Below are 24371 nucleotides of genomic sequence, written 5' to 3'. Positions count from 1 at the left end.
TGGAGCCTTTATATGCGTGCGCGCAATTCAATCCTGATGGCGGCAATGGCGCTTGCCCTGACCGCGGGCTGGCCGGCGATGTCAGCGGGAGCAGAGTCCATTGTGCGCTACGGCATCTCGATGGCCGACATTCCGCTGACGACGGGCCAGCCCGATCGCGGCGCCGGCGCCTATCAGTTCACGGCCTACACGATCTACGATCCGCTGGTGGCCTGGGAGATGGACGTTGCCGACCGGCCGGGCAAGCTGGTGCCGGGGCTTGCGACCGAATGGAAGGTCGATGACAACGACAAGACCAAGTGGCGCTTCACCCTGCGCAAGGGCGTCAAATTCCACGACGGCAGCGACTTCAACGCCGACGCGGTGATCTGGAATCTCGACAAGGTGCTGAACGACAAGGCACCGCAATTCGACAAGCGGCAGAGCGCGCAGGTCAAGACCCGCCTGCCCTCGGTTGCGAGCTACGCCAAGATCGATGACTTTACCGTCGAGATCACGACCAAGACGATCGACTCGTTCTTCCCCTACCAGATGCTCTGGTTCCTGGTCTCGAGCCCCGCACAATACGAAAAGCTCGGCAAGGACTGGGACAAGTTCGCCAGCCAGCCCTCGGGCACCGGCCCGTTCAAGCTGACCAAGCTGGTGCCGCGCGAGCTCGCCGAGTTGACGAAGAATCCGGACTATTGGGACAAGAAGCGGCTCGCGAAGGTCGACAAGATGATCCTGATCCCGATGCCGGAAGCATTGACCCGCACCAACGCGCTGCTGGCCGGCCAGGTCGACCTGATCGAGACGCCAGCGCCCGACGCCGTGCCGCAGCTCAAGGCCGCCGGCATGAGGATCGTCGACAATGTGACGCCGCATGTCTGGAATTATCACCTGAGCGTGCTGCCGGGTTCGCCCTGGACCGACATCCGGCTGCGCAAGGCACTTAATCTCGCGATCGACCGCGACGCGGTGGTTGGCCTGATGAACGGGCTGGCCAAGCCAGCCAAGGGCCAGGTCGACCCGTCGAGCCCGTGGTTCGGCAAGCCGAGCTTCGAACTGAAATATGACCTCGCGGCCGCAAAAAAGCTGGTGGAGGAAGCAGGCTATTCCAAGGACAAGCCGCTGAAGACGACCTTCATCATCGCCCAGGGCGGTACCGGGCAGATGCTGTCGCTGCCGATGAACGAATTCCTGCAGCAGAGCTTCAAGGAGATCGGCATCGATATCGACTTCAAGGTGGTCGAGCTCGAGACGCTGTATTCGCACTGGCGCAAGGGCGCGGCGGACGAGATGAACGCCGGCATCACCGCCAACAACATCGCCTATGTCACGTCGGACCCGCTCTACGCCATCGTGCGGTTCTTCCATTCCGGCCAAGTGGCGCCGACAGGCGTCAACTGGGGCGGCTACAAGAATCCGAAGGTCGACGCGCTGATCGACGAGGCCAAGCAGACCTTCGATAGCGCCAAACAGGATGCGCTGCTGGCGCAGGCACACGCGCTGATCGTCGACGATGCCGCGCTGGTGTGGGTGGTGCACGATACCAACCCGCATGCGTTATCGCCCAAGGTGAAGACCTTCGTGCAGGCGCAGCACTGGTTCCAGGATCTGACGCAGATCGGGCTGGAGTAGATATCCCGATCGTCGTCCCGGCGGGACCCATAACCACGAATGGGTGTTGTTGAAAAGCCGTCTGGCCGCTTGCCCATTGCGCCAGCCGCGGCGTATGGGTCCCGGCCTTCGCCGGGACGACACCGGCTTTGTGGCGCCTACTTCGTCAACAGCGCAAAGGCCCCGTCCCAGTCGTCCGGCGGGGGCTCCTTCTGTAAGGCGCGGATGCGCGCCTCATAGAGGCGGTAGAGATATTGCAGCGTCTGCGCCTCGTCGGTCTTGCGGCCACGCTCGATCGCAGCGAGCGCGCCGTCCCAATCGCGGCCGCGGTAGCAGGCGAGCATCTCGATGGTCAGGTTGCGCAGCCGCTGGAAGCGGCCTGATTGCGCAACGTCCTCGCGGCCGGCGATCGCGTAGATCACCTCGGGCTCCTTCTTGCCCTTGACCATGATGAAGTCGAGTTCGAGGATCGCAAACTTCTCCTTCACCGCGAGCGCGGTTTTCGATCCCACGATGATCGGGAAGCCGTACTCCTTGGACTGCCCCTCCAGGCGCGCGGCCAGATTGACGCTGTCGCCCAACACCGAATAATTGAACTTGAGATCAGAACCCATGTTACCGACCACGCAGCTGCCGGTGTTGAGGCCGACGCCGATGTTGAGCGGCACATAGACGCGGCCGCCCTCCTGCGCCTCCTGCTCGCGTTCCTGGTTAAGTTCGTCGACACGCTCCAGCATGTCGAGCGCGGCATCGCAGGCATTGAGGTGGTGCTGCTTGTCGTCGAGCGGCGCGTTCCAGAACGCCATGATGGCGTCGCCCATGTACTTGTCGATATAGCCCTTGCGGGCGAGAATCGCGTTGGTGAGCGGCGTGAGAAAGCGATTCATCAGCGCCGTGAGGCCCTGCGGATCACTCTTGTAGGTTTCCGAGATTGAGGTGAAGCCGCGCATGTCCGAGAACATGATGGTCATCTCGCGCTCCTCGCCGCCGAGCACGAGCCGTTCCGGAGCATTAGCAAGCTGCTCGACCAGCGCGGGCGACATGTACTGCACGAACTGCGACCTGATCTGACGGCGCTGGTGCAGCTCGCGCACGAAGGCGGAGAAGATCAGCGTCAGATAGATCGCCGTGGTCGACATCAGCGGATAGGTGAAATCGATCAACAGGCGGTGCTGGGAGTAGAAATACCAGGACGCGCCCATCAGCACCGAGGCAAACAGCCCGCCGACGGCTACCAGCGTGACCGGGCCGAACTTCGGCGCGAAGGCGATCACCAGCAGCCCCATGATCAGCGCGGCGAAGAACTCGATGCCGATGCCGTAGTTCGGCTGCGCAACGACGTCGCCGGTCAGCGCGCTCTCCAGCACCTGGGCATGAACCTCGACGCCAGGCATCGCCGGCGTCACCGGCGTCGTCTTGATGTCGTTCAGACCGACCGCTGAGGTGCCGATCAGGATCAGCTTGCCGGCGATCCTGTCCGGCGGAACGCGCCCGTCCAGCACATCGACGGCCGAGACATAAATCGAGGGGTCGCGGCGGGCGTAGTGGATCCAGAGCTGGCCGTGGAGATCGGTCGGGATCGCAAAGCCCTTGAGGCCGAGGCTCTGGATACCGGCCTTGTCGGTCTTGATCAGGATGGTGCCCGAGCCGCTCGCCACCCGCAGCATCTCGAAGCTCAGCGACGGCATGGTGATGCCCTGCGCAACCATCATCATCGGCACCCGCCGTACGATACCGTCGCGCTCCGGCCGGATCGTGAACAGGCCGCGCCCGGCCGCGGCCTCCTCAAGCACCGGCACGTTGCGCAACAATCCGGGAAACTGGAACAGGAAGCTCTGCGGCTCCTCGCCGAGCGTCGCAAGTCCAGTGACCGGGAGCTTTTCGTTGAGGTCGGCGCGCACGTTGGGGCCGCCGGACTCGCCGAGCACCACGCGCGAGTTCTTGATGGCGTCGGCCAGGATGCTGTCATTGCTCGGCAGCTGCCGCAGCCTGGCGCGCATCTCCTCATCGAGGCTGCTGAACGTATCGGCCGCGATATCAGGGTTGAGACGGTCCGGCTCGGAGAACACCGCGTCGAACGCGATCACCACGGCGCCGAGCCGGGTGAGATTGATGACGATGTCGGCGAGCCGGGTTCGCGGCCACGGCCATTGCCCGAGCCGGGGGTCGGCGAGGCTCCTCTCGTCGATATCGACGATGGTGACGGGCCGCGCGGTCTTCTGGCGGGGTTCGAGCACCTGGAATGTGTCAAACGTCCTGACGCGAAGCTCCTGCACCGGAGCCGGATCCGCGACCCGCAACGCGGCAAAGCCGATGAGCAGCGCCACGCAGGCCAGCCGCCCGTAACCGAAGCGCCGTGCGAACCACCTTCGTATCGCCTTCTGCCGTTTCATGCCGTCTGGATATCACGCGCGGAGAGTTGTTCCAATCGAGCAAGCATGCGCAATGCACAATCAGCCCGGCCAATCGCACCGCCAACGGCGGCTCGGCCGCGCATCCATCACGTGACGTGAAGCAGGAAATCGTTGTGGCCGAGCTCTGCGGGGGTGACGTTGCGAAGCGTAATGGTGTCCGCGCTGTCGATGGTGATCAGCGTATCTGCCGGGTTGGTCGGCGACACCGAGACATGCTGGCTGATCCAGGTATCGACACTGCCGGTCGATACGACCGCGCTGAGGTCGATCTGATCGAGGCCAGGCTTGAAGTTCAGGATCGTGTCGTGGTTGAAGTTCGGCGCGAACACAAACTGGTCCTGGTAACCCGCCGTCCCGAACAGCACGTCCTTGCCACCGGTGCTCGTCAACGTCACCGGCGCGGTCGGATTTTGCTGAACGTTGAAGATCAGATTGACGGCATCGCTGGCGCCGTTGCCGTCGGTGACGGAGAGCGTGACGGTGTCGGTCGGCGCGGTGCCCGGGTGATAGGTGAGGACGGACGATGCGAGCGCTGCGTTGATATCAGCCAGGTGGCCCGCTTGCGCCGGGGGCGTCACGCTGCTGCCCGAACCAGCCGTCGTGGCCGCCAAAGTGAAATTCTCGACGGCAGTTGCATCGGCATCCGTGACGGTCAGGCCGGAGATCGTTTCGGTCCCGTTGGGATTTTCGGTGATACTGACATTGTCGGTATGGATCACGGGCGCGTCGTTGGCGCCGATGAGGTCGACTGTCAGCGTGGCTCTTCCGACTGCACCCTGCGCGTCGATCGTCTCGACGGTGAAGATGTCAGCATAGGTCCCCTTGGCCAACGCATTGATCGCGGCAGCGTCGGGAGCATAGCTGTAGGAGCCGTCCGGATTGACCGTGAGCAAGCCGTAGAGGCCCGCGATCTGCGTGACCGCCGCGTGGTCCGAATTGACGGCGGCATAAGTCAGCGTCGCAGTCTCGCCATCGTCGACGTCATGGCCATGGAGCGTCCCGGTGAGCGCGCTGAACGTGTCGTTCGCAGCGCTATCGGTGAGCGCGCCGGCGTTGACGCTGGCGAGCGTCGGCGCGTCGTTGGCGCCGTTGATCGTGATCTTCACGGGCTCGGTGATGACGCCGCCATGATGATCGTCGATCTGGATCGTGTAGGTCAGCGTCAGCGTCTCGCCGGCGGCGAGGTAGTCGAAATTCTGGTCCGCGGCCGAGAAGGTCCAAGTCGACGATCCGATCCCGCCATTGGTGGCATCCGTCAACGTGCCCAGCGACAGCCAGTTCAGGATGGTGGACTCGTCCTCGGGCAAGCCCGTGGTCGTTCCGGCTTCAGTCACGCCGGTGATGGACACCGCGTGGGTGTCGCTGAGGTCCACATCGGCGAACGTCACCGTGCCCGATACACCGTCCGGCATGGATGAGCCCGTCGTGTCTGGTTGCTCGGCGATGGTGGCCGCCTGCGCCTCCGATGTGACGATCGGTGCATCATTGCTGCCGGTAATCGTGATCGTCACCGGCTGACTGATCACGCCGCCATGATGATCGTCGATCTGGATCGTGTAGGTCAGGGTCAGCGTCTCGCCATCGGCGAGGTAATCGAAATTCTGATCCGCGGCCGAGAAAGTCCAGGCCTGCGACCCGATCACCCCGCCGGTCGAATCCGTCAGCGTCCCCAGTGAGAGCCAATTGAGAACAGTGGACTCGTCCTCGGGCAGGCCCGTGGTCGTTCCGGCTTCAGTCACGCCGGTGATGGACACCGCGTGCGTGTCGCTGAGATCGACATCGGCGAACGCCACCACGCCGACGGCGGTATCCGGCTTGATCGATCCGGTCTCGCCGATCATCTCGGGGATCGTGACGGTCGACGGCTCCGATGCGAACGTCGGGGTGTCATTGGTGCCCGTGACGGTGATCGTGACGGCCTGGGTGACGAGGCCGCCATGATGGTCGTCGACCTGGATCAGATAAGTCAGCGTCAGCTTCTCGCCGGCAGCGAGATAGTCGAAATTCTTGTCGGCGGCCGAGAACGCCCAGGCGCTCGATCCGGTGACGCCGCCGGTCGAATCTGTCAGCGTGCCGAGCGACATCCAGCTCAGCATCGTCGCCTGATCGGGAAGCCCTGCGGTAACGCCCGTTTCGGTGACACCAGCCACGGTGACGCTGTGGGTGTCGCTGAGATCGACATCGGTGAAGGTCACCGTACCGGACGCGGCATCCGGCTGCACCGAACCGGTGACCCCCCCGGCCTCGGTGATGGCTGCCGCCTGGGCCGGCGACGTGACGACCGGCTTGTCGTCGGTGCCGACGATCGTGATCGTGACGGGGAGCGTGACGACGCCGCCCTGATGATCGTCGATCTGGATCGTGTAGGTCAGCGTCAGCATCTCACCGGCGGCGAGGTAGTCGAAACTCTTGTCGGTGGCCGAGAACGTCCAGGAGCGCGATCCGGTCACGCCATCGGTCGAATCGGTCAGCGCGCCCAGCGACAGCCAGCTCAGCACAGTGGCCTGGTTGGCAAGTCCGGTGGTGACGCCGACCTCGGTGACGCCGGTGATGGTGACCGTGTGCGCGTCGGTCAAGTCCGCATCGGTAAACGTCAGCGTGCCGTGCGCCGTATCCGGCGCGGCGGAGTTCGTCGTCCACGGCAATTCGGTGACCGAACCGACCTGCGCCGCGGACGTCACCACCGGCGTATCATTGGTGCCGGTGATCGTGATGGTGAAGGTCTTGAAAGTGGTCTCGTTGCTCGGCGCGAAATTATTGTCGACGCGCGCGACATAGGTCAGCGTCAGCGTTTCGCCGGCGGCCAGGAAGTCGAACGCGCTGTCGGCAAGGCTATAGGTCCAGTTCGCCGAACCGACGTTCTTGTTATTCGGATCCGGTTCGAGCAGCAACGGGATCTCGACGGCCTTGATGGCCGCGAGCTGCTCCGCCGTCAGCGACGAGGTGACGTCGCCGCCCTTGGCGTCCCGGTAGCTGAACGCGGCGAAGTCGACCTTCGCACTCGGGGTGTCGCCGAGATTGAGGTCCAGCCATTTGATCTGGCCCGTCGCCGTGTCGAACAGCCCGCTATGGGTCAGCCCCGCCTGTTCGGTAAATGCCGCATCCTGCGTCACGACTTGCGGCGGCCCGGGGATGTGGTCGAGCATGGTGTTGGGAATGCCGCCGGCCTGAGGTCCGCTATTGTTGACGAAGGTCAGCAGAATGACGATCGGCGAGCTGTTGTCGCCGCCGGCGAGCTTGAAGCTGGTCGACACCGGTACGACGCTGTCCGTGAAGTTCGTCGTGAGCTTGGTGTTGGGATTCGAATTGTCGGTGAACTTCAGCGCGAAGACGTCAGAGACGAGCTTCTGCGCGTCGGCCGACAGTTGAGCCGAAGAGACGAAGCTAACGCTGCCCTGGCCGTTGACGATGGTCTGGGTGCCCGCCTGATCGACGGTCGCGATCGGATTCAGCGTCGTCTTGTCGAACAGGATGTAGGAGCCGGTGGTGCCGTCAGGCTCGACCAGCACCTGGAATTTAGCCGGCGGCACGCCGCCCGTGCCCTGCACGTCGAAATCGATCTCGACCAGCACCGCGGTGCCGCGGATGCCCATGGTCGCGACCGGCGTATCGACCTTCATGTCGCCATGCTTGGCAGTCGCGCCGGCAACGAACGAGATGGTGCCCGAGACGAGGCTCATCAGCGACGAATTGCTCGACCCGTTCGGGTCGTAGATCATCTCGTTCAGCACCATCTTGGCGTTCGGTCCGAGACCGAACACGGTGCCGTCGATGAAGGTGATGCCGAGCGTCGAGTCGCCGCCGGACTGCACCACGTCACCCTTGTTGACGTTGTCGCCCTGGTTCAGGACGATCGCAACGCCATTGCGAATTGCGGTGGCGCTACCGGTCAGCTTGGTGACATGGCCGATGACCTTGGCCGGCTCCGCCGCGCCGCCGGCCTGGGCATATTGAGTGTAGCCGGTGAGTGCGTTGACGAGGTCGCCGGTGAGATGCGCGCCATCAGGCGACGCCAGCGCCGGGCGTTTCTCGCCCTTGAAGTAGTCGTGCAGGACGAATTCCCGATCGTCCTTCGAAATGACGAGGTCGAGCCCGGTCCGCTTGAAGTCGCCGGTGAACAGCAATTGTCCGTCGTCGACGGTGATCGCACCGGGCGGCGCATGCGTGGAAACGCTTTCGACATGTACCGATCCACGGGCATAAGCGTCCATGCTCGGCAAATAGCCGTCGAATTTATCGACAAAGTTCACTGCGGATCACCGCACGAGGGTTAATATTGGTAGAATATCCGAATGATTACGCCTGCATATCATCGGATAAAGCTTGGCGAAACCATCCTTTGCTTTCGCAAGGTGCTCTGGTCGCGCGGTTTGACTGGGTGTGACTTGGCTCACTCTGTCATGAGTCGTGTAGTCCGAACTTACCCGACGGTAACATGAGATGGGATTCGAGCCAAGATGCGTACTGAGCCACGTATTCGTGGTATTGATTGGCATTTCTGTACTTGCCTTTATTTCCCCTCAGCCCCGAGGGGGCATATGACCCCAATTTCCCGGCTAAAGCTGTGACTTGGCTTACAAATCGCAGCAATCCTATGCGCGGACTGGCCGGGTTAACCAGAAGGCAAGGATGAGGCGCAACACGGTGGAAAAAGGTTCGCCGGTTCGTTTCACAAACCGGTAAAGTTTTCGGGACCCGGACCACGCGCCCTTTAGTCTGCTGTCCGGATTCCCCACATCTTAAGTCGATTCGAAGAGATCGTTGGCCATGCTGGCGGCATGAAACGATCCGGTCGGGTGTGCGGTGTAATGTCCACCCGCCGATGAGCGGACAGGGGGTGTCGCATGGGATTCTCGCTTCGCTCGTTTGCACTGCGCGCCGTCATGCTGGGCTTCGGCCTGGCCGTGGCCGTACCAGTTGCCGAACTCAATGCCGCTTCGCTGCTTTCGCCCGGCCCGGCGATAATGCTCAGAAAGTCGACCGAGCCGTTCGGCTTGGCGACCAGCCTGCTTGCCGACGGCGGCCTGCACGACAAATGGCTCGGCGTGCAACGCGAGCTTGTCGACGAATTGGTGCAACTCGCAGCCTGCGAGAGTGACCGCGCGGGTTGCGCTTCGCAGGAGGCGCTGCGGTTCCTGGCGATCGTCGATGCCGGCCGGTCGCGCCAGGGCCGCGCCCGGCTCGGCGAGATCAACCGCGCGATCAACCTCGCAATCCGCCCGGGCAGCGATCTCGCCACCTATGGCGAACCCGACGTCTGGGCCACGCCGCTCGCCACGTTCGCCCGCGGCAGCGGTGATTGTGAGGACTATGCGATCGCGAAATTCGTGGCGCTGCGCAAGGCCGGCGTCGCGCCGGAGGATTTGCGGATCGTGGTCATGCATGACCTGCTCGGTGGCGAGGACCATGCCGTCGTCGCGGCGCGGCTCGACGGCCACTGGCTGACGCTCGACAACCGCCGCATGGCGATGATCGAGGACACCGACATCAGGAGTTTTCGGCCGACCTTCGTGATCGGCCAGGATGGCGTCAGCCGCTATGTCGACGCCCCGCTCGTCGCCGAGGCTGCGTGGCGGCCGGCAGCGGGGGTGAACTGAGAGACATTCGATCCGCCATCGCCGCGAGATGCGGACGACCAAGACCGTCATTGCGAGGAGCGAAGTGACGAGGCAATCCACATTCTCTTTTGGGAGCTATGGATTGCTTCGCGGAACCTGTCATCCGGCGGCGCTGCGCGCCGACCGGGTGGCTCGCAATGACGGAGTGCTGGACCGTCGCTCAGAACATCAGATTATCCTTGACCAGAACCCAGCGGCCGCCCTTGACCTGCTGCACCTGGGTGATGGTGTTGGCGAGGTGATCGGTCTTTGAGAACTTGGTCGGCGGCGAGCTGAAGATGTCGAGGAATTTGTCGCCCGACTCCAGCGAGTCCAGCATCTTCTGGCCGGTGAGATCCTTGCCCGCCTTCTGGGCGTAGAAGGCGAAGGTCATCACCGCGTTGTAGCCGATGATCGCCTGGGTGTTGGCGTCGGTGTTGAACATCTTCTTGTAGTTGGCGAGCCAGTCCTTCACCTTGCCCTTGGCCGTATCCTCGTAGGGAATCTCGAAGCCTGACGCCGCATAGAGCCCTTCGACCGCTTCCTTGCCGAGCGCCGGCACTTCGAGCACGTTGGTCGGGGTGGCGCCGAGGAAGGTCACGTCCCAGCCGAGCTTCCTGGCCTCATTCATCGCGCCGATGGTCTCGCGGATCACGGTGCCGAGCACGACGAGATCGCAGCCGTCAGACTTCATCTTGGCGACCTGCGCCGAGAAGTCGGAGGCGCCGCGCTTGTAGCTCGTGACCGAGGCCGGCTGCACCTTCATCGCACCAAGCTGCTGGGTGAAGCCGTCGAGCACGTTTTTGCCGTACTCGTCGTCCTGGTGCATGATGCAGGGCTTCTTGAAGTTCTTCCAATCCATCATGTATTTGAGCGCGGCGCGCGTGCTCTCGACATAGGGCAGCAAATTGTTGAACTTCAGCCGCTCCTGCGGCTTGGCGGGATCGAACTTGAAGGTGAATTCGGCGGCGGTCAGCGGGAACAGCTGCAGCACGCCGGCGTCGAACAGAATGTCCTGTGCGGCGAGCACGGTCGGTGACCCCATCGGGCCGATCATCGCGAACACCTTGTCGCGCTCGACCATCTTCTGCGAGGCCAGCACGGCTTTCTTGGGGTCGTAACCGTTATCTTCCAGGATCATCTTGATCTTGCGGCCGTTGATGCCGCCGCTGGCGTTGATCTCCTCAACCGCCATCTTCATGCCGTTGGACACCGGAACGCCCCAGACCTTGATCGGGCCGGACAAATCCTGATGTGTTCCGATCACGATCTCGGTCGGCGAGATGCCTTCATTGGTGACCTTGGTCTGGGCTGCGGCCGGCAGACAGGTCAGCGCCAGCGCGCTCACCGCAAGACCCAGCGCCTTCAGCGATTTCGACATTGCAGTCTCCTCCTTACAAAGGCCCCTGTTGAGCGAAGGGTCGGGCCTGCTCGCTCCCTCGCCGATTCCTCGTCGTCGAATCCTTTCTTTGAGCATGATCTCCGCGCAAGCGCTGCGCGCTTGTCGCGAGGGAAAACCGCTTCACACTTTTCCGGATCATGCTCTATGCCACCGCCCGCGCGCCATACATGGCGTCGATCTCGGCCGCGTAGCGCTTGTTCACGAAGCTGCGCTTCAGCTTCATGGTCGGCGTCAGCTCCTCGTCCTCGGGCGTGAGCTGGCGCTCGATCAGGTAGAATTTCTTGACGGTCTCGACGCGCGCGAATTTGACGTTGACCGCCTCGACCTCGCGCTGGATCAGGTCCTGGATTTCGCGGGCACGGCACAGGCTCGCATAATTGGTGAAGGGGATGTCCTGGTCCTGGGCGTATTTCTCGACGTTCTCCTGATCGATCATGATCAGGCAGGTGAGATACGGCCGCTTGTCGCCGATCACGACCGCATCCGAGACGTAGGGCGAGAATTTCAGCTGATTCTCGATCTCGGACGGCGTGATGTTCTTGCCGCCGGAGGTGATGATGATGTCCTTCATCCGGTCGGTGATCTTGACATAACCTTCATTGTCGATCGCACCGACATCGCCGGTGTGCAGCCAGCCCTTCGCGTCGATCGCCTCGGCGGTCTTCTCCGGCTGGTTGAGATAGCCCATGAACAGGAAGTCGCCCTTGATCAGGATCTCGCCCTTCGGGCAGATCATCACCTCGCCCCAGGGCGCGGCCTTGCCCACCGAGCCGAGCTTGATGCGGTCGACCGGCATCATGGTCGCGACGCCGCAATTCTCGGTCTGGCCGTAGACCTCGCGCATGTCGATGCCGAGCGCGAGATACCAGCGGATCAGATCCGGCGAAATTGGCGCAGCACCGGTCAACGCGATCCGGCAGCGGTCGAGCCCGAGCATGCGGCGGATGTTGCGGAACACCAGCCAGTAGGCCGCGCGGTTGGCGAGCCGCAACGACAGCGGCGGCGTCTCGCCCTCCAGCCGGCACTCGGTCATCCGGTCGCCGATCGTAAGCGCGCGGGCGTACATCCATTTCTGGAACGGGGTCGCGTCCTTTAGCGCGATGGTGATGCCCGAATAGAACTTCTCCCAGATCCTGGGCACCGCCAGGAATGCCGTCGGCTGCACCTCGCGCAGATTGTCCGGCACCGTCTCCGGGCTCTCGGCGAAATTCATCACCGAGCCGAGTGCGAGCGAGATGTAATAGCCGCCGACCCGCTCGGCGACATGGCAGAGCGGCAGGAACACCAGCCGCTCCTCGCTGTCGGTCGAGGGATAGAGATCGTTGGCGTGGCGCATCTGGTGCGTCACGCTGCGGTTGGAATGCATCGCGCCCTTGGGCGGGCCCGTCGTGCCCGAGGTGTAGACCAGGATCGCGAGATCGGAGGCGGTGCGACTACCGGTCATTTCATCCCACAAGGCGTCATTGCCCTGCGCATGATTGCGGCCGAGCGCCGTGAACTCGGCAAGCGACAAGACCATCGGATCGGAAAAGCCGGTGAGGCCCTCCATGTCGAACACGACGATCCTTTCCAGCGTCGAACAGCGCGACCGGCAGGTCAGCACCTTGTCGAGCTGCTCCTCGTCCTCGACGAAGATCACCCGGGTGCGGGAATCGTTGACGAGGTATTCGACCTGCGCCGCCGAATCGGTCGGATAGATGCCGGAGGAGACGCCGCCGGCGCACAGGATGCCCATGTCGGCATAAACCCATTCCGGCACTGCGTTGGCGATGATCGAGGCGACGTCGCCAGGGCGGAAACCGGTCGCATGCAGGCCGAAGGCGATGTCCCTGGAGATCTGCAGCCATTCGCGCCAGCTGGTCGGCTGCCAGATGCCGAACTTCTTCTCGCGGATCGCGGGCCTGTCGCCACGCGTTTGAACCGCGAGCAGAAAGCTCCTCGCGATCGTGTCGGAAACCGTCAGCACCGCCGGTCCTGCCATGCGCGCTCCCTCCTCTGCCGCCTGCCTCACGCGCCGGCTCCTGCGCCGGTCTTGTTCGCGAAACAGGCCTGAAATCTAGCTCCGATACCTCTCAACGCCAACCTTCCTCAACGCCAACCTTCGTCAACGCCAAGTCTTCTTCTTTTTCCAGCGCCGCTCGCCCCGCGCGCCCGCTTCCTTGGCGCCGAGATAGAACTCCTGGATATCGGGTGCATTCAGCAGCCGCTCGCAGGTGTCGTTCATGACGACGCGGCCGATCTCCAGCACATAACCGTAATGCGCCGTCTCCAGCGCGATCTTTGCATTCTGCTCGACCAGCAGGATCGACATGCCCTGCTCCTGATTGACGCGGCGGATGATGGCGAAGATCTCCTTCACCAGGATCGGCGACAGCCCGAGCGACGGCTCATCCAGCAGCAGCAGCGTCGGCCGGTTCATCAGCGCGCGCCCGATCGCAAGCATCTGCTGTTCGCCGCCCGAAAGCTGCCCGGCCGGCTGGCCGAGCCGCTCCTTCAGACGTGGAAAATAGCCGTAGACGCGTTCGAGGTCCTGCGCCACACCGTCGCGGTCCTTGCGCAGATAGGCGCCCATCATCAGGTTCTCGCGCACCGACAGGAACGGAAACACCTCGCGGCCTTCCGGCACGTGGCTGAGGCCGAGCCGCACGATCCGGTCGGCCTCCATGCGCTGGATCGGCTTGCCCAGGAATTCGATCGAGCCCTTCTGCGGGTCGAGGATGCCGGAGATCGTCTTCAGCACCGTGGTCTTGCCGGCACCGTTGGCGCCGAGCAGCGTCACGATCTGGCCCCGCGGCACCTCGAGGCTGATGCCGCGGATGGCCATGATCGGCCCGTAATAGCTTTCGATGTTGGAGAGCTTCAGGATGATGTCTGCCGTGCTCATGCCATCATCCTCATGCGCCGAGATAGGCCGCGACGACGTCGGGATGGTGCTGAACCTCGGACGGCGAGCCCATCGCCAGCACCCGGCCGTAGTTCAGCGCGATGACGCGGTCCGAGACGCGATTGACCAGCGTCATGTCGTGCTCAACCATCAACACCGTGATGCCGAGTTCGTTCTTCATGTCGCGGATCCAGAACGACATGTCGTCGGTCTCCTCGACATTGAGCCCCGACGACGGCTCGTCGAGCAGGATCAGCTTCGGCTCCGAGCACAGTGCCCGCGCCAGCTCGATCACCTTGCGCACGCCGTAAGGCAGGCCCGAGATCAGCTTGTCGCGGTACGGCTCGAGATCGAGGAATTCGATCACCTGCTCGACCCGGCGGCGGTGCGCCTTCTCGCCGGCGCGGACGCTCGGCAGGAACAGCAGCTCCTGCCAGAGCCGGGTGTTGGAATGGCGATGGCGGCCGACCAGGAGATTGCTCAGCACCGTCGCGTTCTCGAACAGCTCGATGTTCTGGAAGGTGCGCGCGATGCCGAGCCTGGCGATATCGTAGGCCGGCTCCTGGGTGATGTCCTGATCCTCGAAGAAGATCCTGCCCGAGGTCGGCGGATAGATCCGCGAGATCAGGTTGAAGATCGAGCTCTTGCCGGCGCCGTTGGGTCCGATGATCGAGAGGATCTCGCCCTTCTCGACCGCGAAGCTGACGGCATCGACCGCCTTGAGGCCGCCGAAATGCAGGGACAGGTTCTCGGCGCGGAAATAGCTCATCTGTTCCGCTCCGATTTCACATAGATCTTCTGCCGCTTGAAGGTCGCGCGCTTGTACAGCGGGAACAGCTGGAAGAAGAGCTTGATCTTGAGCCAGCGGCCATAGAGCCCCAGGGGTTCAAAAAGCACGAACACCACGATGATGATGCCGTAGATCGCACCCTTCAGCCCGTTGGCGGAGGCAATGGCTGCGACCGCGTCCTGGATGTGCCCCGCGCGTTCCGTGCCGGCCCCCAGGGTCGCCGCGACGCCGCCGATCACGCCGGGCATGTCGTCCTTCAGATAGGTCAGGAACGGATCGATCATGACCAGGAAGATCGCGCCCAGCACCGCGCCATGCAGGCTGAACGTGCCGCCGATCAGGATCACGATGATGAACTCGATCGAGAGCTGCAGCGTGAACATCTCGGGCGAGATGAACGAGAGCTTGTGGGCGAACAGCACGCCGGCGAAGCCCGTGATCGCCGCCGAGATCGCGAACGACTTCACCTTGTAGAGCGCGACATTGATCCCCATGCTGCGCGCCGCGGTCTCGCTGTCGCGGATCGCGACAAAGGCGCGCCCGGTCGGCGAGCGCAGCAGGTTAAGCGTGCCGACGATGGTCAGGACCAGGACCGCGAGGCAGAGATAGTAGAAGGTCGGGCCGTCGCGCGACACCGTGGTGCCGAGCAGTTGCATGGTCTTGACCCGCATGCCCTCGTTGCCGTTGGTCACGCTTTCCCAGCGCGCCAGGATCTCCTCGACGATGAAGGCAAAGGAGATCGTCGCGATCACGAGATAGATGCCCTGCAGCCGCAGCGCCGGAAATCCGACCAGCGCGCCGACCACGCCGGTCAGCAGCCCCGCGGCGAGGAAGTAGACCGGGAATGGCACGTTGAATTGCTGCAGGTAGGCCGCGGTATAGGCGCCGATCGCGAGAAACGCGGCATGGCCGAGCGAGGCCTGCCCGGTGAAGCCGGTCAGGATCATCAGCCCGACGCCGACGGTCGCATAGATGCAGACGAAGACCAGCTGGCTCATCAGATAGCTTGAGAGCACATGGGGCGCGATCAGCAGCACCGCGAGCAACAGGCCGTAGGAATAGATGTAGCCCGAATGCGGGAATAGCCTGATGTCGTCTTCGTAGTCGGTCTTGAAGAGAAACCGCATGCTTCCTCCTCAGACCTTCTTGCGGACATGAAGGCCGAACAGGCCCTCGGGCTTGAGCAGCAACACCGCGAGCAGCACGATGTAGGGCGCGACGTCCTTCCATCCCTGCGGCAGGTAGAAGCCCGCCATGCTCTCGATCACGCCGATCAGGACGCCGCCGACCACCGCGCCGGGGATCGAGCCGAAGCCGCCGAGCACCGCGGCCGGAAACGCCTTCAGCCCGAGCACCAGGCCGACATTGGAATGGATGAAGGTGATCGGCGCCAGCAGCACGCCGGCGCAGGTGGCGACCGCCGCCGAGATCGCCCAGACGATCGAGACCACGCGCTTGACCGGGATGCCCATGTAATAGGCAGCCAGCATGTTCTCGGAGCTGGCGCGCATCGCGGTACCGAGCGTGGTGCGGTTGAAGAACAGATAGAGCAGCGCGCATAGGATGATGGTCGCCGCGATCACCGACAGCTTGTCATAGGCGAGCACCAAGCTGCCGATTCGCAGCACCCCCTGGCTGAACGGCGTCTCGATCTTGAAGTCGTCGGTGCCCCAGATCATGCCGGAGACGGAGCGCAGGAAATAGCCGAGCCCGATCGTCGCCATAATGATGGAGAACTGCGGATAGCCGAGGATCGGCCGCACCACGAGCCGCTCGGCCAGCATGCCGAACAGCGCCATGCAAATCACCGCGCCAGCGAAGCCGACCCAGTAGTTCAGCCCGAGTATGCCAATGAAGGTGAAGGCGAAAAAGCCGCCCAGCATCATCAAATCGCCCTGCGCGAAATTGACGACCTCGGTTGCCTTGTAGACCAGCACGAAGCCAAGCGCGATCAGGCCGTAAACGCAGCCGAGCGCAATGCCGCTGACGAGCTGCTGAACAAAGTCCAGCATCGTTCCCTCCCCGATGCCCGGCGATTCTTTCCGATCGCTCGCTGCATCCCGCCTGCGCGCCCCTGTGTCGGAAGCGCCGAAAGCCGCCTATGTCCGCCCCGATTGAGCCAAAAGGCCCGATCCCTGTCAACAAACCGCTGATCTGCCTGTATCATCACATTTGCGGAGATTTGCCGCAGCACGGACTAATACGGATATCGCTGTCGATTTGCCCCGTGCGATTCACTGCACCGAAACGGTTTTTGTCCAAGCTTACGCAACCGACGAGCGAAATCCCGGATCGCCACATAGCATGACATCGGAACTGTCCGCACTCGCGGTGCGAGCGTTAACCAAGCGTTTTGACCGCCCGGCGGTCGACGCGCTCGATCTCACCATCCGTGTCGGCGAGTTCTATGCGCTGCTCGGGCCGAACGGCGCCGGCAAGACCACGACGCTGCGCATGGTGGCAGGGCTGCTGCGGCCCGATGCCGGCTCGGTGTCGATTCTCGGCATCGATGCGCTGGCCGATCCGGTCGCTGCCAAGCAGATCATGGCCTGGGTGTCCGACGAGCCGATGATCTACGACAAGCTGACGCCGCTGGAATATCTCGAATTCGTCGCCGGCCTGTGGGGCATCGATCCTCGCACGTCGGAGAGCTCGGCGCGCAATCTCCTGGTATCGCTCGGGCTCGAGCCGCATCTCAACGAGCGCTGCGAGGGCTTCTCCAAGGGCATGCGCCAGAAGGTGGCGCTCGCCGGCGCGCTGGTGCACGATCCACGCCTGATCATTCTCGATGAACCGCTGACCGGCCTCGACGCGCTGTCGGCGCGTCACGTCAAGGGGCTATTGCAGGAGCGCGTCCGCGACGGCTGCACCGTGATCATGACGACCCACATTCTCGAAGTCGCCGAGCGCATGGCCGACCGCATCGGCGTGATCGCGGCCGGCAGACTGATCGCCGAGGGCACGCTGGCCGAGCTGCGCGAGCAGAACGGCCGCAACGACACCACCCTCGAGGACATGTTCATCGCGCTGGTCGATACCGAAGCGGCGGCCGCGTGAGCGCGGTCGCCCATCTCACCTGGTTCGCCCGCCACGAATTCCGCCTGGCCTGGCGCGAATGGCTGGCGATGATGACCGGCGGCCGGCGCCGGCGCAATCGCGCCGTGATCGGGCTGCTGATCTTCGCGGCGATCCTGCATCTTCCGGCCTATGCCGTGGTGAGCCGCTACGTCGACCTGCGGTTTCCGCTCGATCCGTCCTCGTTGATCGTGCTGACCGCGACGATCTTCCTGTCCTGGGCGCTGATGCTCTCGCAGGCGATCGAGTCGGTGACGCGCGTGTTCTATGCCCGCGCCGATCTCGACCTGATCATGTCGTCGCCGGCCAAGCTCACCAACATCTTCTCGATCCGGATCGCCGCGATCGCGCTGACGGTGAGCAGCATGGCGCTGCTGCTGTCGACGCCGTTCATCGACGTGCTGGTGTATCTCGGCGGCCCACGCTGGTTCGCCGGCTTCGGCGTCGTGCTTGCGATCGGGCTGTCGGCGGCAGCCGCAGCGATCGCCGTCACCGCGCTCCTGTTTCGCCTGATCGGGCCGAACCGGACGCGGCTCGTGGCGCAGATCGTCTCCGCCGTCATCGGCGCGGGCTTCGTCATCGCGCTGCAGGTCGTCGCGGTGCTGTCCTACGGCACGCTGTCGCGGTTTGCCTTTCTGACCTCGGATACCGCGGCGCGAATTGCTCCGGCACCCGACAGCCTGCTGTGGTGGCCGGCGCGCGCATCACTCGGTGATCTCGAAATCATGATGCTGCTGCTCGCCGCGGCGCTCGTGATGCTCGGCGTCGTGATGGCGGTGTTCGTGCCGCGGTTTGCCGACACCGTCGCAAGCGTCGCCGCCAATCCGGCTGCGGTCACGCAGGGCCGCGCCCGCGCGTTCCGGGCCGGCTCGCGGCAGCAGGCGCTGCGGCGCAAGGAGTTCTTGCTGCTCTGCCGCGATCCGTGGCTGCTGTCGCAGAGCCTGATGCAGATGCTCTATTTGCTGCCGCCGGCCCTGATGCTGTGGCGAAGCTTCTCCGGCACATCGACCGCGATCGTGCTGATTACGCCGGTCGTGGTGATGGCCGCAGGCCAGCTCGCCGGCGGGCTTGCCTGGCTGACTATCTCGGGCGAGGACGCGCCCGATCTGGTGGCGACCGCGCCGCTGCCACCGTCACGCGTGACCCGCGCCAAGGTCGAGGTCGTCCTGATCGCCATTGCCGCAGTCTTTGCGCCGCTGGTGGCCGCGCTCGTGTTCGCCTCGCCGCAGCAGGCCGCGGTCACGGCGATCGCGATCATCATTGCGACCGCATCCGCCGCCGCGGTCCAGCTCTGGTTCCGCGCGCAGGCCAAACGCAGCCAGTTCCGTCGGCGCCAGACCTCCTCGCGCATCGCCACCTTTGCGGAAGCCTTCTCCTCGATCGGCTGGGCCGCAACCGCGGCGCTGGCCCTGACGATCCCGACGGCCGCGCTCGTCAGCGGCATTCTGACCATGTTGACGCTCGTCATTGCCTGGAAGATCAGCCCGCGGCGCGCGTAAGAACCACGCTAGCCCTTCATCACCTCCATCACCGCCGCGGTGAACGCCTCCGGCGCTTCCTGCGGCAGGTTGTGGCCGGCGCCCGGGATCACGCGATAGGCGCGGCGGGCAGTGTATCTGACCGCGCTGGCGCTGCCGTCGGCGGCAGCCGTAACCCCGTCATCGGCGCCGTCGAGCGTGATGGTCGGAACCGTAATCACCGGCAGCGAGTCCAGCCGCCGCTGCAAATCCGCATATTGCGGATCCCCGGAGACAACGCCGAAGCGATGCCGGTAGCTGTGGATCACCACGTCGACATAATCTGGATTGTCGAATGCAACCGCGGTGCGCTCGAAGCAGGCATCGTCGAACGCCCAGCTCGGCGACCATTGCGACCACAATAACCTTGCGATGCCGCGCCGGTTGGCAGCGAGCCCCGCGCGACCGCGCTCGAGCTGAAAGTAGTATTGATACCACAGCGGCACCTCGCGCTCCGGGCGCGCCGGAACCATCGCATGCGCGATGTCCTGGATCATATAGCCATTGGTGCAGACGAGCCCGATGCATCGTTCCGGCCACAGCGCCGCACCGATCGATGCAGCACGGCCACCCCAGTCATAGCCGACGAACACCGCGCGCTTGATGCCGAGCGCGTCCATCAGCGCCATCAGGTCGGCCCCGACCGCCGCCTGCTCGCCCGAGCGCGGCGTCGCCTTGTCACGGAAGGCCGTCGGTCCGTAGCCGCGCAGATAGGGCACGATGACGCGGCAGCCCTGCGCCGCCAGGTTAGGCGCGACATCCACATAGGAGTGGATGTCGTAGGGGAAGCCGTGCATCAGCATCACCGCCGGGCCATCGGCCGGACCCGCCTCGTAATAGGCGATGTCGAGCACGCTTGCGTCGACATGGCGCAATGGCTCGAGCCGTTTGGTCGATGATGCCCGCGGCGAAGCGACGATGTCAGTCACGCATAACTCCCTGATCTCCATTATCTGCGCGGCATGGTAGCGCGTCCCGACACAATAATCGCCCGGATCGTGTTGCAGCCAGCGCCATGGAGCGATGCGCCGGCCTCATCATGACGGCGCGCCAATTGCGCGATAGTCTCGCGTCCGCGGACATTGCCGGAGGCGGAACAGGTCATGCTGAGATTGCTCGCCGCGCTCGTCTTGCTGGGACCATTGACCGGTCACGCCTTCGCGCAGGACGCCCAGCGCAGCGAATGCTTGGCGATGGCGAATGCGCCGGCGCGCACCGTCCCGGTTAGCACCCGGCGCGTCGCCGGCAAGGCCGACGAGGTCGCGATCACCTATGCCGGCCATTCCACTTATTACATCGACACGCCCGGCGGCATCAGGATCGCGACCGACTACAACGGCGTCTATCGGACCGGGCGGCTGCCCGACGTCGCGACCATGAACCGGGCGCATGAGACGCATTACACGCTGTTTCCCGACCCAAAAATTCCCTACGTGCTGCATGGCTGGGGCGAGAACGGCCAGGCCGCGCATTACGCGGAGCGGATCGGCGACGTCTATATCCGCAACGTCACCACCGACATCCGCCGCTATTGGGGCGAAGGCCCCGGCGGCGAGATGATCAAGGACGGCAATTCGATCTTCATCTTCGAGGTCGCGGGCCTGTGCATCGGCCATCTCGGCCACCTCCACGTCAAGCTCGACGACAGCCATTTCGCGGCGATCGGCCGGCTCGACATCGTGATGGTGCCGATCGACGGCACCTATACGATGTCGCTGGACGGCATCTCCGAGATCACCAAACGGCTGCGTGCTGCGGTCGTGCTGCCGATGCACCGCTTCGCCACCCCGCTCGACGAGTTCATGCGCCTGATCGGCCAGCAGTTCGAGATCGACCGCCGCGGCGGCGAGCGTACTTTACGGATTTCGCGCGACACCTTGCCGGCGACACCGACGGTGATCATCCTCGACGGCGTATAAGGCGCCCGACAGCCGCCCCTGACACGATTTCGTGCGCCGGCATTTTCGCGCTTGACCTAGAGTGCGCTCTAGCATGTTCACTCGGCTCACTACGGCAAGCACCCAGGCGAGCGATTTGCCGTCGGCGCGATGAAGGGCGGGTCGATAGATGACAGAGGTCCGGACAGCACAGGCGCCGAGCGCGCTCCACATCGGTGACATCGCGCGCCGCTCCGGCCGTAGCGTGCACACGATCCGCTGGTACGAGACGCAGGGCCTGATGCCCGGCGTCGCGAGAGATCGCGGCCGGCGGCGCGTCTATAGCGATTACCATATCGGCTGGCTCGACCTGATGGAGCGCTTGCGCTTGACCGGCATGTCGATCCGGCAGCTCCGCGAATACACCGCACTGGTGAAGCAGGGTAGCGCGAGCCTGCCCAGGCGCCGCGCCCTGCTCGCCGCGCATCAGCTCCGCGTGCATACGATGATCGCCAAATGGACCGAGGCGCTGACGCTGGTCGACGCCAAGATTGAATTCTACGACGAATGGCTGGCGGGAGGCGCGCGCCCCGCAGTCTCGCCCCAGCAGCGAGCCCGCGCCAGGCGCCCTGCGCCCAAGGTCTGAGCAGGGCCCGAGCGCGCTCATCAACTCAAGAGAACGGAATCCGCGATGGACGATATGCTTCGGCGTAAACCCTTAGCCATGCGCGCATCGCAGCGGCTGACGCTGCTGACCCTGTGTTTGGCCGTCACGGTCGCGCACATCGATACGTTCATCGTCAATCTCGGCGCGCGCGCGATCGGCGATCATTTCGGCGCCGGCGTGGACGAACTGCAATGGATCGTCGACAGCTACAATCTGGTCTACGCGGTCTCGCTGCTGACCGGCGGGATGCTCGCGGACAGATACGGCCGGCGCCGGATCCTGATCTGCGGCGCACTGATCTTCACTTTCGCATCGCTGCTGTGCGCGGCCGCGCCGTCCGCGCTGGTGCTGATCGGCGGACGTGCCCTCACCGGCGCCGGGGGCGCGCTGATGATTCCGGCCTCGCTTGCGATCATCCGGGTGGTCTGGGACCGGACGGACGAGCGTGCTCGCGCGCTCGGCATCTGGGCCGCCTGCAACGGCGTGGCCATGGCACTGGGGCCGAGCCTTGGCGGGCTGCTGATCCCCTGGTTGGGCTGGCGCAGCATCTTCCTGGTCATCGTGCCGTTCGGACTGCTCGTCGCGCTGATGGCCGAATCCACGGTCCCGGAATCATCGAGCCCGCAACGCCGCGCATTCGACGCTCCGGCGCAGTTTTGCGGCGCGCTCGCGCTTGGAAGCCTGACCTATGCGGCCATCGGCGCGCAATCGGCGCCGGGCGCGATGATCGCCGCGCTGGTCGTCGCCACGCTATCGGCAACACTGCTGATCGCTATCGAAAGCAGAAAAGGCTCCGAGGCGCTGCTGTCACCGGAGATCCTCAGGGCGCGCCAGTTCCGCGCCGCCATGATCGCAACCTCGGGCATGACATTCGGCGGGTACGGCATGGTCTTCGTGCTGCCGCTGGCATGGCAGGCGAGCGGGCGGCTCGACGCGGCAGCAAGCGCCGCCGCGCTGCTGCCGATGTCGCTGGTGTTCGTCCTGGTCTCGCCGTTCTCCGGCATGCTCTCGGAAAAGCTCGGGCTGCGCGCGGCCACCTCGGGTGGCGTGACGCTGATGGGCGCCGGCCTCCTGATGATCGGCCTTGGTGGCCTGCAACCGGACATGGCCCTGGCCGAGTTCGGGCTGGCCCTCACAGGGCTCGGGCTTGGCCTCGCGGCCGGTCCGCTCTCGGCGATGGCCGTCGGCGACGTCGCCGCTGCGCGGGCCGGTACGGCGGCGGCGCTGATCAACGTGGCCCGCATCAGCGGTGCGACGATCGGGGTTGCGGTGCTCGGCGCATGCTACGCGGCAAACGGCGGCGGCAGCCACGGCCTGCTGCTCGCGATGATCGCCGGAAGCCTCGTCCAGTTCGCTGGTGCCGGCGCGGCATGGACGATGACGCGGCAGGAAGCGACGGGGCTGCGCATTTGACCTGTTCGCGCGCGGCTCGTTATCCTTCGCAGAGCCGACATCGGATCGGCGGCCAGCAAGAGCAAGAACAGGGAGCATCATCCATGGCCAGCACTCTGCCCGCCTCAGCCAGCGGGCTCTATGCCAATCCGCGCGAAGATTGGCTCGCCCAATATACCGAGGAGATCATCGATCCGGCCCGGCCGATCGTCGATCCACACCATCATCTCTGGGATCGCGGAGGCTTGCGCTATCTGATCGAGGAGATGCGCGATGACATCGCCTCCGGCCACAAGATCGTGGCGACCGTCTATGTCGACTGCCGGTCGATGTATCGCGCCGACGGACCGGAGGCGTTCCGCCCCGTCGGCGAGGTCGAGTTCGCCAACGGCGTCGCGGCGATGGCGGCAAGCGGCGGCTATGGCAAGGCCGCGATCTGCGCCGGCATCGTCAGCCACGTTAACCTTCTGATCGGCGACCAGGCGAAGGCCGTGCTGGAGGCGGAGATTGCCGCCGGCAACGGCCGGTTCCGCGGCATCCGCCACTCCTCGGCCTGGGATGAGGATCCCAACGTCGCCCACATGTATGCGAACCGCCCGAAGGGCATCTTGCTGGATACCACCTTTCGTAGGGGGTTCGCCTGCCTGGCGCCGCTCGGCCTCAGCTTCGACGCCTGGTTGTTCCATCCGCAGATCGGCGAGCTCACCGACCTTGCCCGCGCCTTTCCCGACACCCGGATCGTGCTCGACCATTGCGGCGGACCGGTCGGCACCGGCCGCTTCGCCGGCAAGCGCAGCGAGACCTTCCCGGTCTGGAAGGCGTCGATCCAGGAAATCGCCAAATGCCCGAACGTCGTGGTCAAGCTCGGCGGGTTGGCGATGTGCCTGCTTGGCTACGACTTCCACCTCCGCCCCAGGCCGCCCTCGTCGGAGGAACTCGCCGCAGCCTGGCGGCCCTATGTGGAAACCTGCATCGAGGCGTTCGGGCCGAGCCGTTGCATGTTCGAGAGCAACTTCCCACCTGATAAGGGGCAGTGCAGCTATCAGGTGATCTTCAACACGTTCAAGCGGCTTGCTTCACAATATAGCGAAGTCGAGAAGACGGCGTTGTTCTTGAAGACGGCAAAGGATGTCTATCGGCTCGATATCGGGTAAACT

The 24371-nt window shown here is 64.2% G+C and carries 17 protein-coding genes; 8 read left to right on the top strand and 9 right to left on the bottom strand.

Going from position 1 to position 24371, the window contains the following annotated elements:
• The first annotated feature begins 12 nt into the window (after positions 1-12).
• Entirely contained in the window at positions 13-1620 is a 1608-nt protein-coding gene (locus ABIB78_RS10625) for an ABC transporter substrate-binding protein (protein WP_429024193.1), read from the top strand.
• A 137-nt stretch (positions 1621-1757) separates the two neighbouring features.
• Here the strand turns inward: ABIB78_RS10625 and ABIB78_RS10620 are convergent, their stop codons facing one another.
• Together ABIB78_RS10620 and ABIB78_RS10615 are read right to left on the bottom strand one after the other, a co-directional pair.
• Complete coding sequence (locus tag ABIB78_RS10620) at positions 1758-3992, bottom strand: CHASE2 domain-containing protein (protein ID WP_429024192.1); 2235 nt, start codon at positions 3990-3992, stop codon at positions 1758-1760.
• 107 nt (positions 3993-4099) lie between these two features.
• On the bottom strand, positions 4100-8263 hold the full coding sequence (locus ABIB78_RS10615) for a VCBS domain-containing protein (RefSeq protein ID WP_429024191.1): 4164 nt from the start codon (positions 8261-8263) through the stop codon (positions 4100-4102).
• Positions 8264-8857: 594 nt separating this feature from the next.
• Between ABIB78_RS10615 and ABIB78_RS10610 the strand changes: the two genes are divergently transcribed.
• Positions 8858-9610: a transglutaminase-like cysteine peptidase gene (locus tag ABIB78_RS10610; protein WP_429024190.1), complete on the top strand. Its 753-nt coding sequence runs from the start codon at positions 8858-8860 to the stop codon at positions 9608-9610.
• Between the two features lie 181 nt (positions 9611-9791).
• On the opposite strand, the gene ABIB78_RS10605 is transcribed toward ABIB78_RS10610, so the two are convergent.
• The 6 genes from ABIB78_RS10605 to ABIB78_RS10580 form a co-directional block, all read right to left on the bottom strand.
• A complete protein-coding gene (locus tag ABIB78_RS10605; protein WP_429024189.1) occupies positions 9792-10991 on the bottom strand; it encodes an ABC transporter substrate-binding protein in 1200 nt (399 codons plus the stop codon).
• Positions 10992-11154: 163 nt separating this feature from the next.
• Positions 11155-12993, bottom strand: a complete 1839-nt coding sequence (locus ABIB78_RS10600; protein WP_429024188.1) for an AMP-dependent synthetase/ligase — start codon at positions 12991-12993, stop codon at positions 11155-11157.
• 123 nt (positions 12994-13116) lie between these two features.
• Positions 13117-13896, bottom strand: coding sequence for an ABC transporter ATP-binding protein (locus ABIB78_RS10595; RefSeq protein ID WP_429024187.1), 780 nt, complete (start codon positions 13894-13896; stop codon positions 13117-13119).
• Positions 13897-13906: 10 nt separating this feature from the next.
• Positions 13907-14665, bottom strand: coding sequence for an ABC transporter ATP-binding protein (locus ABIB78_RS10590; RefSeq protein ID WP_429024186.1), 759 nt, complete (start codon positions 14663-14665; stop codon positions 13907-13909).
• Complete coding sequence (locus ABIB78_RS10585; RefSeq protein ID WP_429024185.1) at positions 14662-15813, bottom strand: branched-chain amino acid ABC transporter permease; 1152 nt, start codon at positions 15811-15813, stop codon at positions 14662-14664. The genes ABIB78_RS10590 and ABIB78_RS10585 overlap by 4 nt, the downstream gene beginning before the upstream one ends.
• A 9-nt stretch (positions 15814-15822) precedes the next feature.
• On the bottom strand, positions 15823-16698 hold the full coding sequence (locus tag ABIB78_RS10580) for a branched-chain amino acid ABC transporter permease (protein WP_429024184.1): 876 nt from the start codon (positions 16696-16698) through the stop codon (positions 15823-15825).
• 292 nt (positions 16699-16990) lie between these two features.
• Here ABIB78_RS10580 and ABIB78_RS10575 point away from each other — a divergent pair, with 292 nt between their 5' ends.
• A complete protein-coding gene (locus ABIB78_RS10575) occupies positions 16991-17743 on the top strand; it encodes an ABC transporter ATP-binding protein (RefSeq protein ID WP_429024183.1) in 753 nt (250 codons plus the stop codon).
• Positions 17740-19260 carry a permease gene (locus ABIB78_RS10570; RefSeq protein ID WP_429024182.1) on the top strand — a complete coding sequence of 507 codons (1521 nt, stop codon included), beginning with the start codon at positions 17740-17742 and terminating at the stop codon, positions 19258-19260. The genes ABIB78_RS10575 and ABIB78_RS10570 overlap by 4 nt, the downstream gene beginning before the upstream one ends.
• Positions 19261-19268: 8 nt before the next feature.
• Here the strand turns inward: ABIB78_RS10570 and ABIB78_RS10565 are convergent, their stop codons facing one another.
• Positions 19269-20153, bottom strand: coding sequence for an alpha/beta fold hydrolase (locus ABIB78_RS10565; RefSeq protein WP_429024501.1), 885 nt, complete (start codon positions 20151-20153; stop codon positions 19269-19271).
• Between the two features lie 228 nt (positions 20154-20381).
• Here ABIB78_RS10565 and ABIB78_RS10560 point away from each other — a divergent pair, with 228 nt between their 5' ends.
• From ABIB78_RS10560 to ABIB78_RS10545, 4 genes are all read left to right on the top strand, one after another.
• The gene (locus ABIB78_RS10560) at positions 20382-21197 is read left to right on the top strand and encodes an MBL fold metallo-hydrolase (protein WP_429024181.1); all 816 of its coding nucleotides are present in this window, start codon (positions 20382-20384) and stop codon (positions 21195-21197) included.
• A gap of 148 nt (positions 21198-21345) precedes the next feature.
• A complete protein-coding gene (locus ABIB78_RS10555; protein ID WP_429024180.1) occupies positions 21346-21801 on the top strand; it encodes a MerR family transcriptional regulator in 456 nt (151 codons plus the stop codon).
• 45 nt (positions 21802-21846) lie between these two features.
• Positions 21847-23235, top strand: coding sequence for an MFS transporter (locus ABIB78_RS10550; protein ID WP_429024179.1), 1389 nt, complete (start codon positions 21847-21849; stop codon positions 23233-23235).
• 83 nt (positions 23236-23318) lie between these two features.
• Positions 23319-24368 carry an amidohydrolase family protein gene (locus ABIB78_RS10545; protein ID WP_429024178.1) on the top strand — a complete coding sequence of 350 codons (1050 nt, stop codon included), beginning with the start codon at positions 23319-23321 and terminating at the stop codon, positions 24366-24368.
• Positions 24369-24371: the final 3 nt, after the last annotated feature.

It is taken from the genome of Bradyrhizobium sp. I1.14.4, assembly GCF_050435825.1.
Taxonomy (GTDB): Bacteria; Pseudomonadota; Alphaproteobacteria; order Rhizobiales; family Xanthobacteraceae; genus Bradyrhizobium.
The sequence above is the reverse complement of the archived record's forward strand: the minus strand, read 5'-3'. Positions and strand labels throughout refer to the sequence as shown.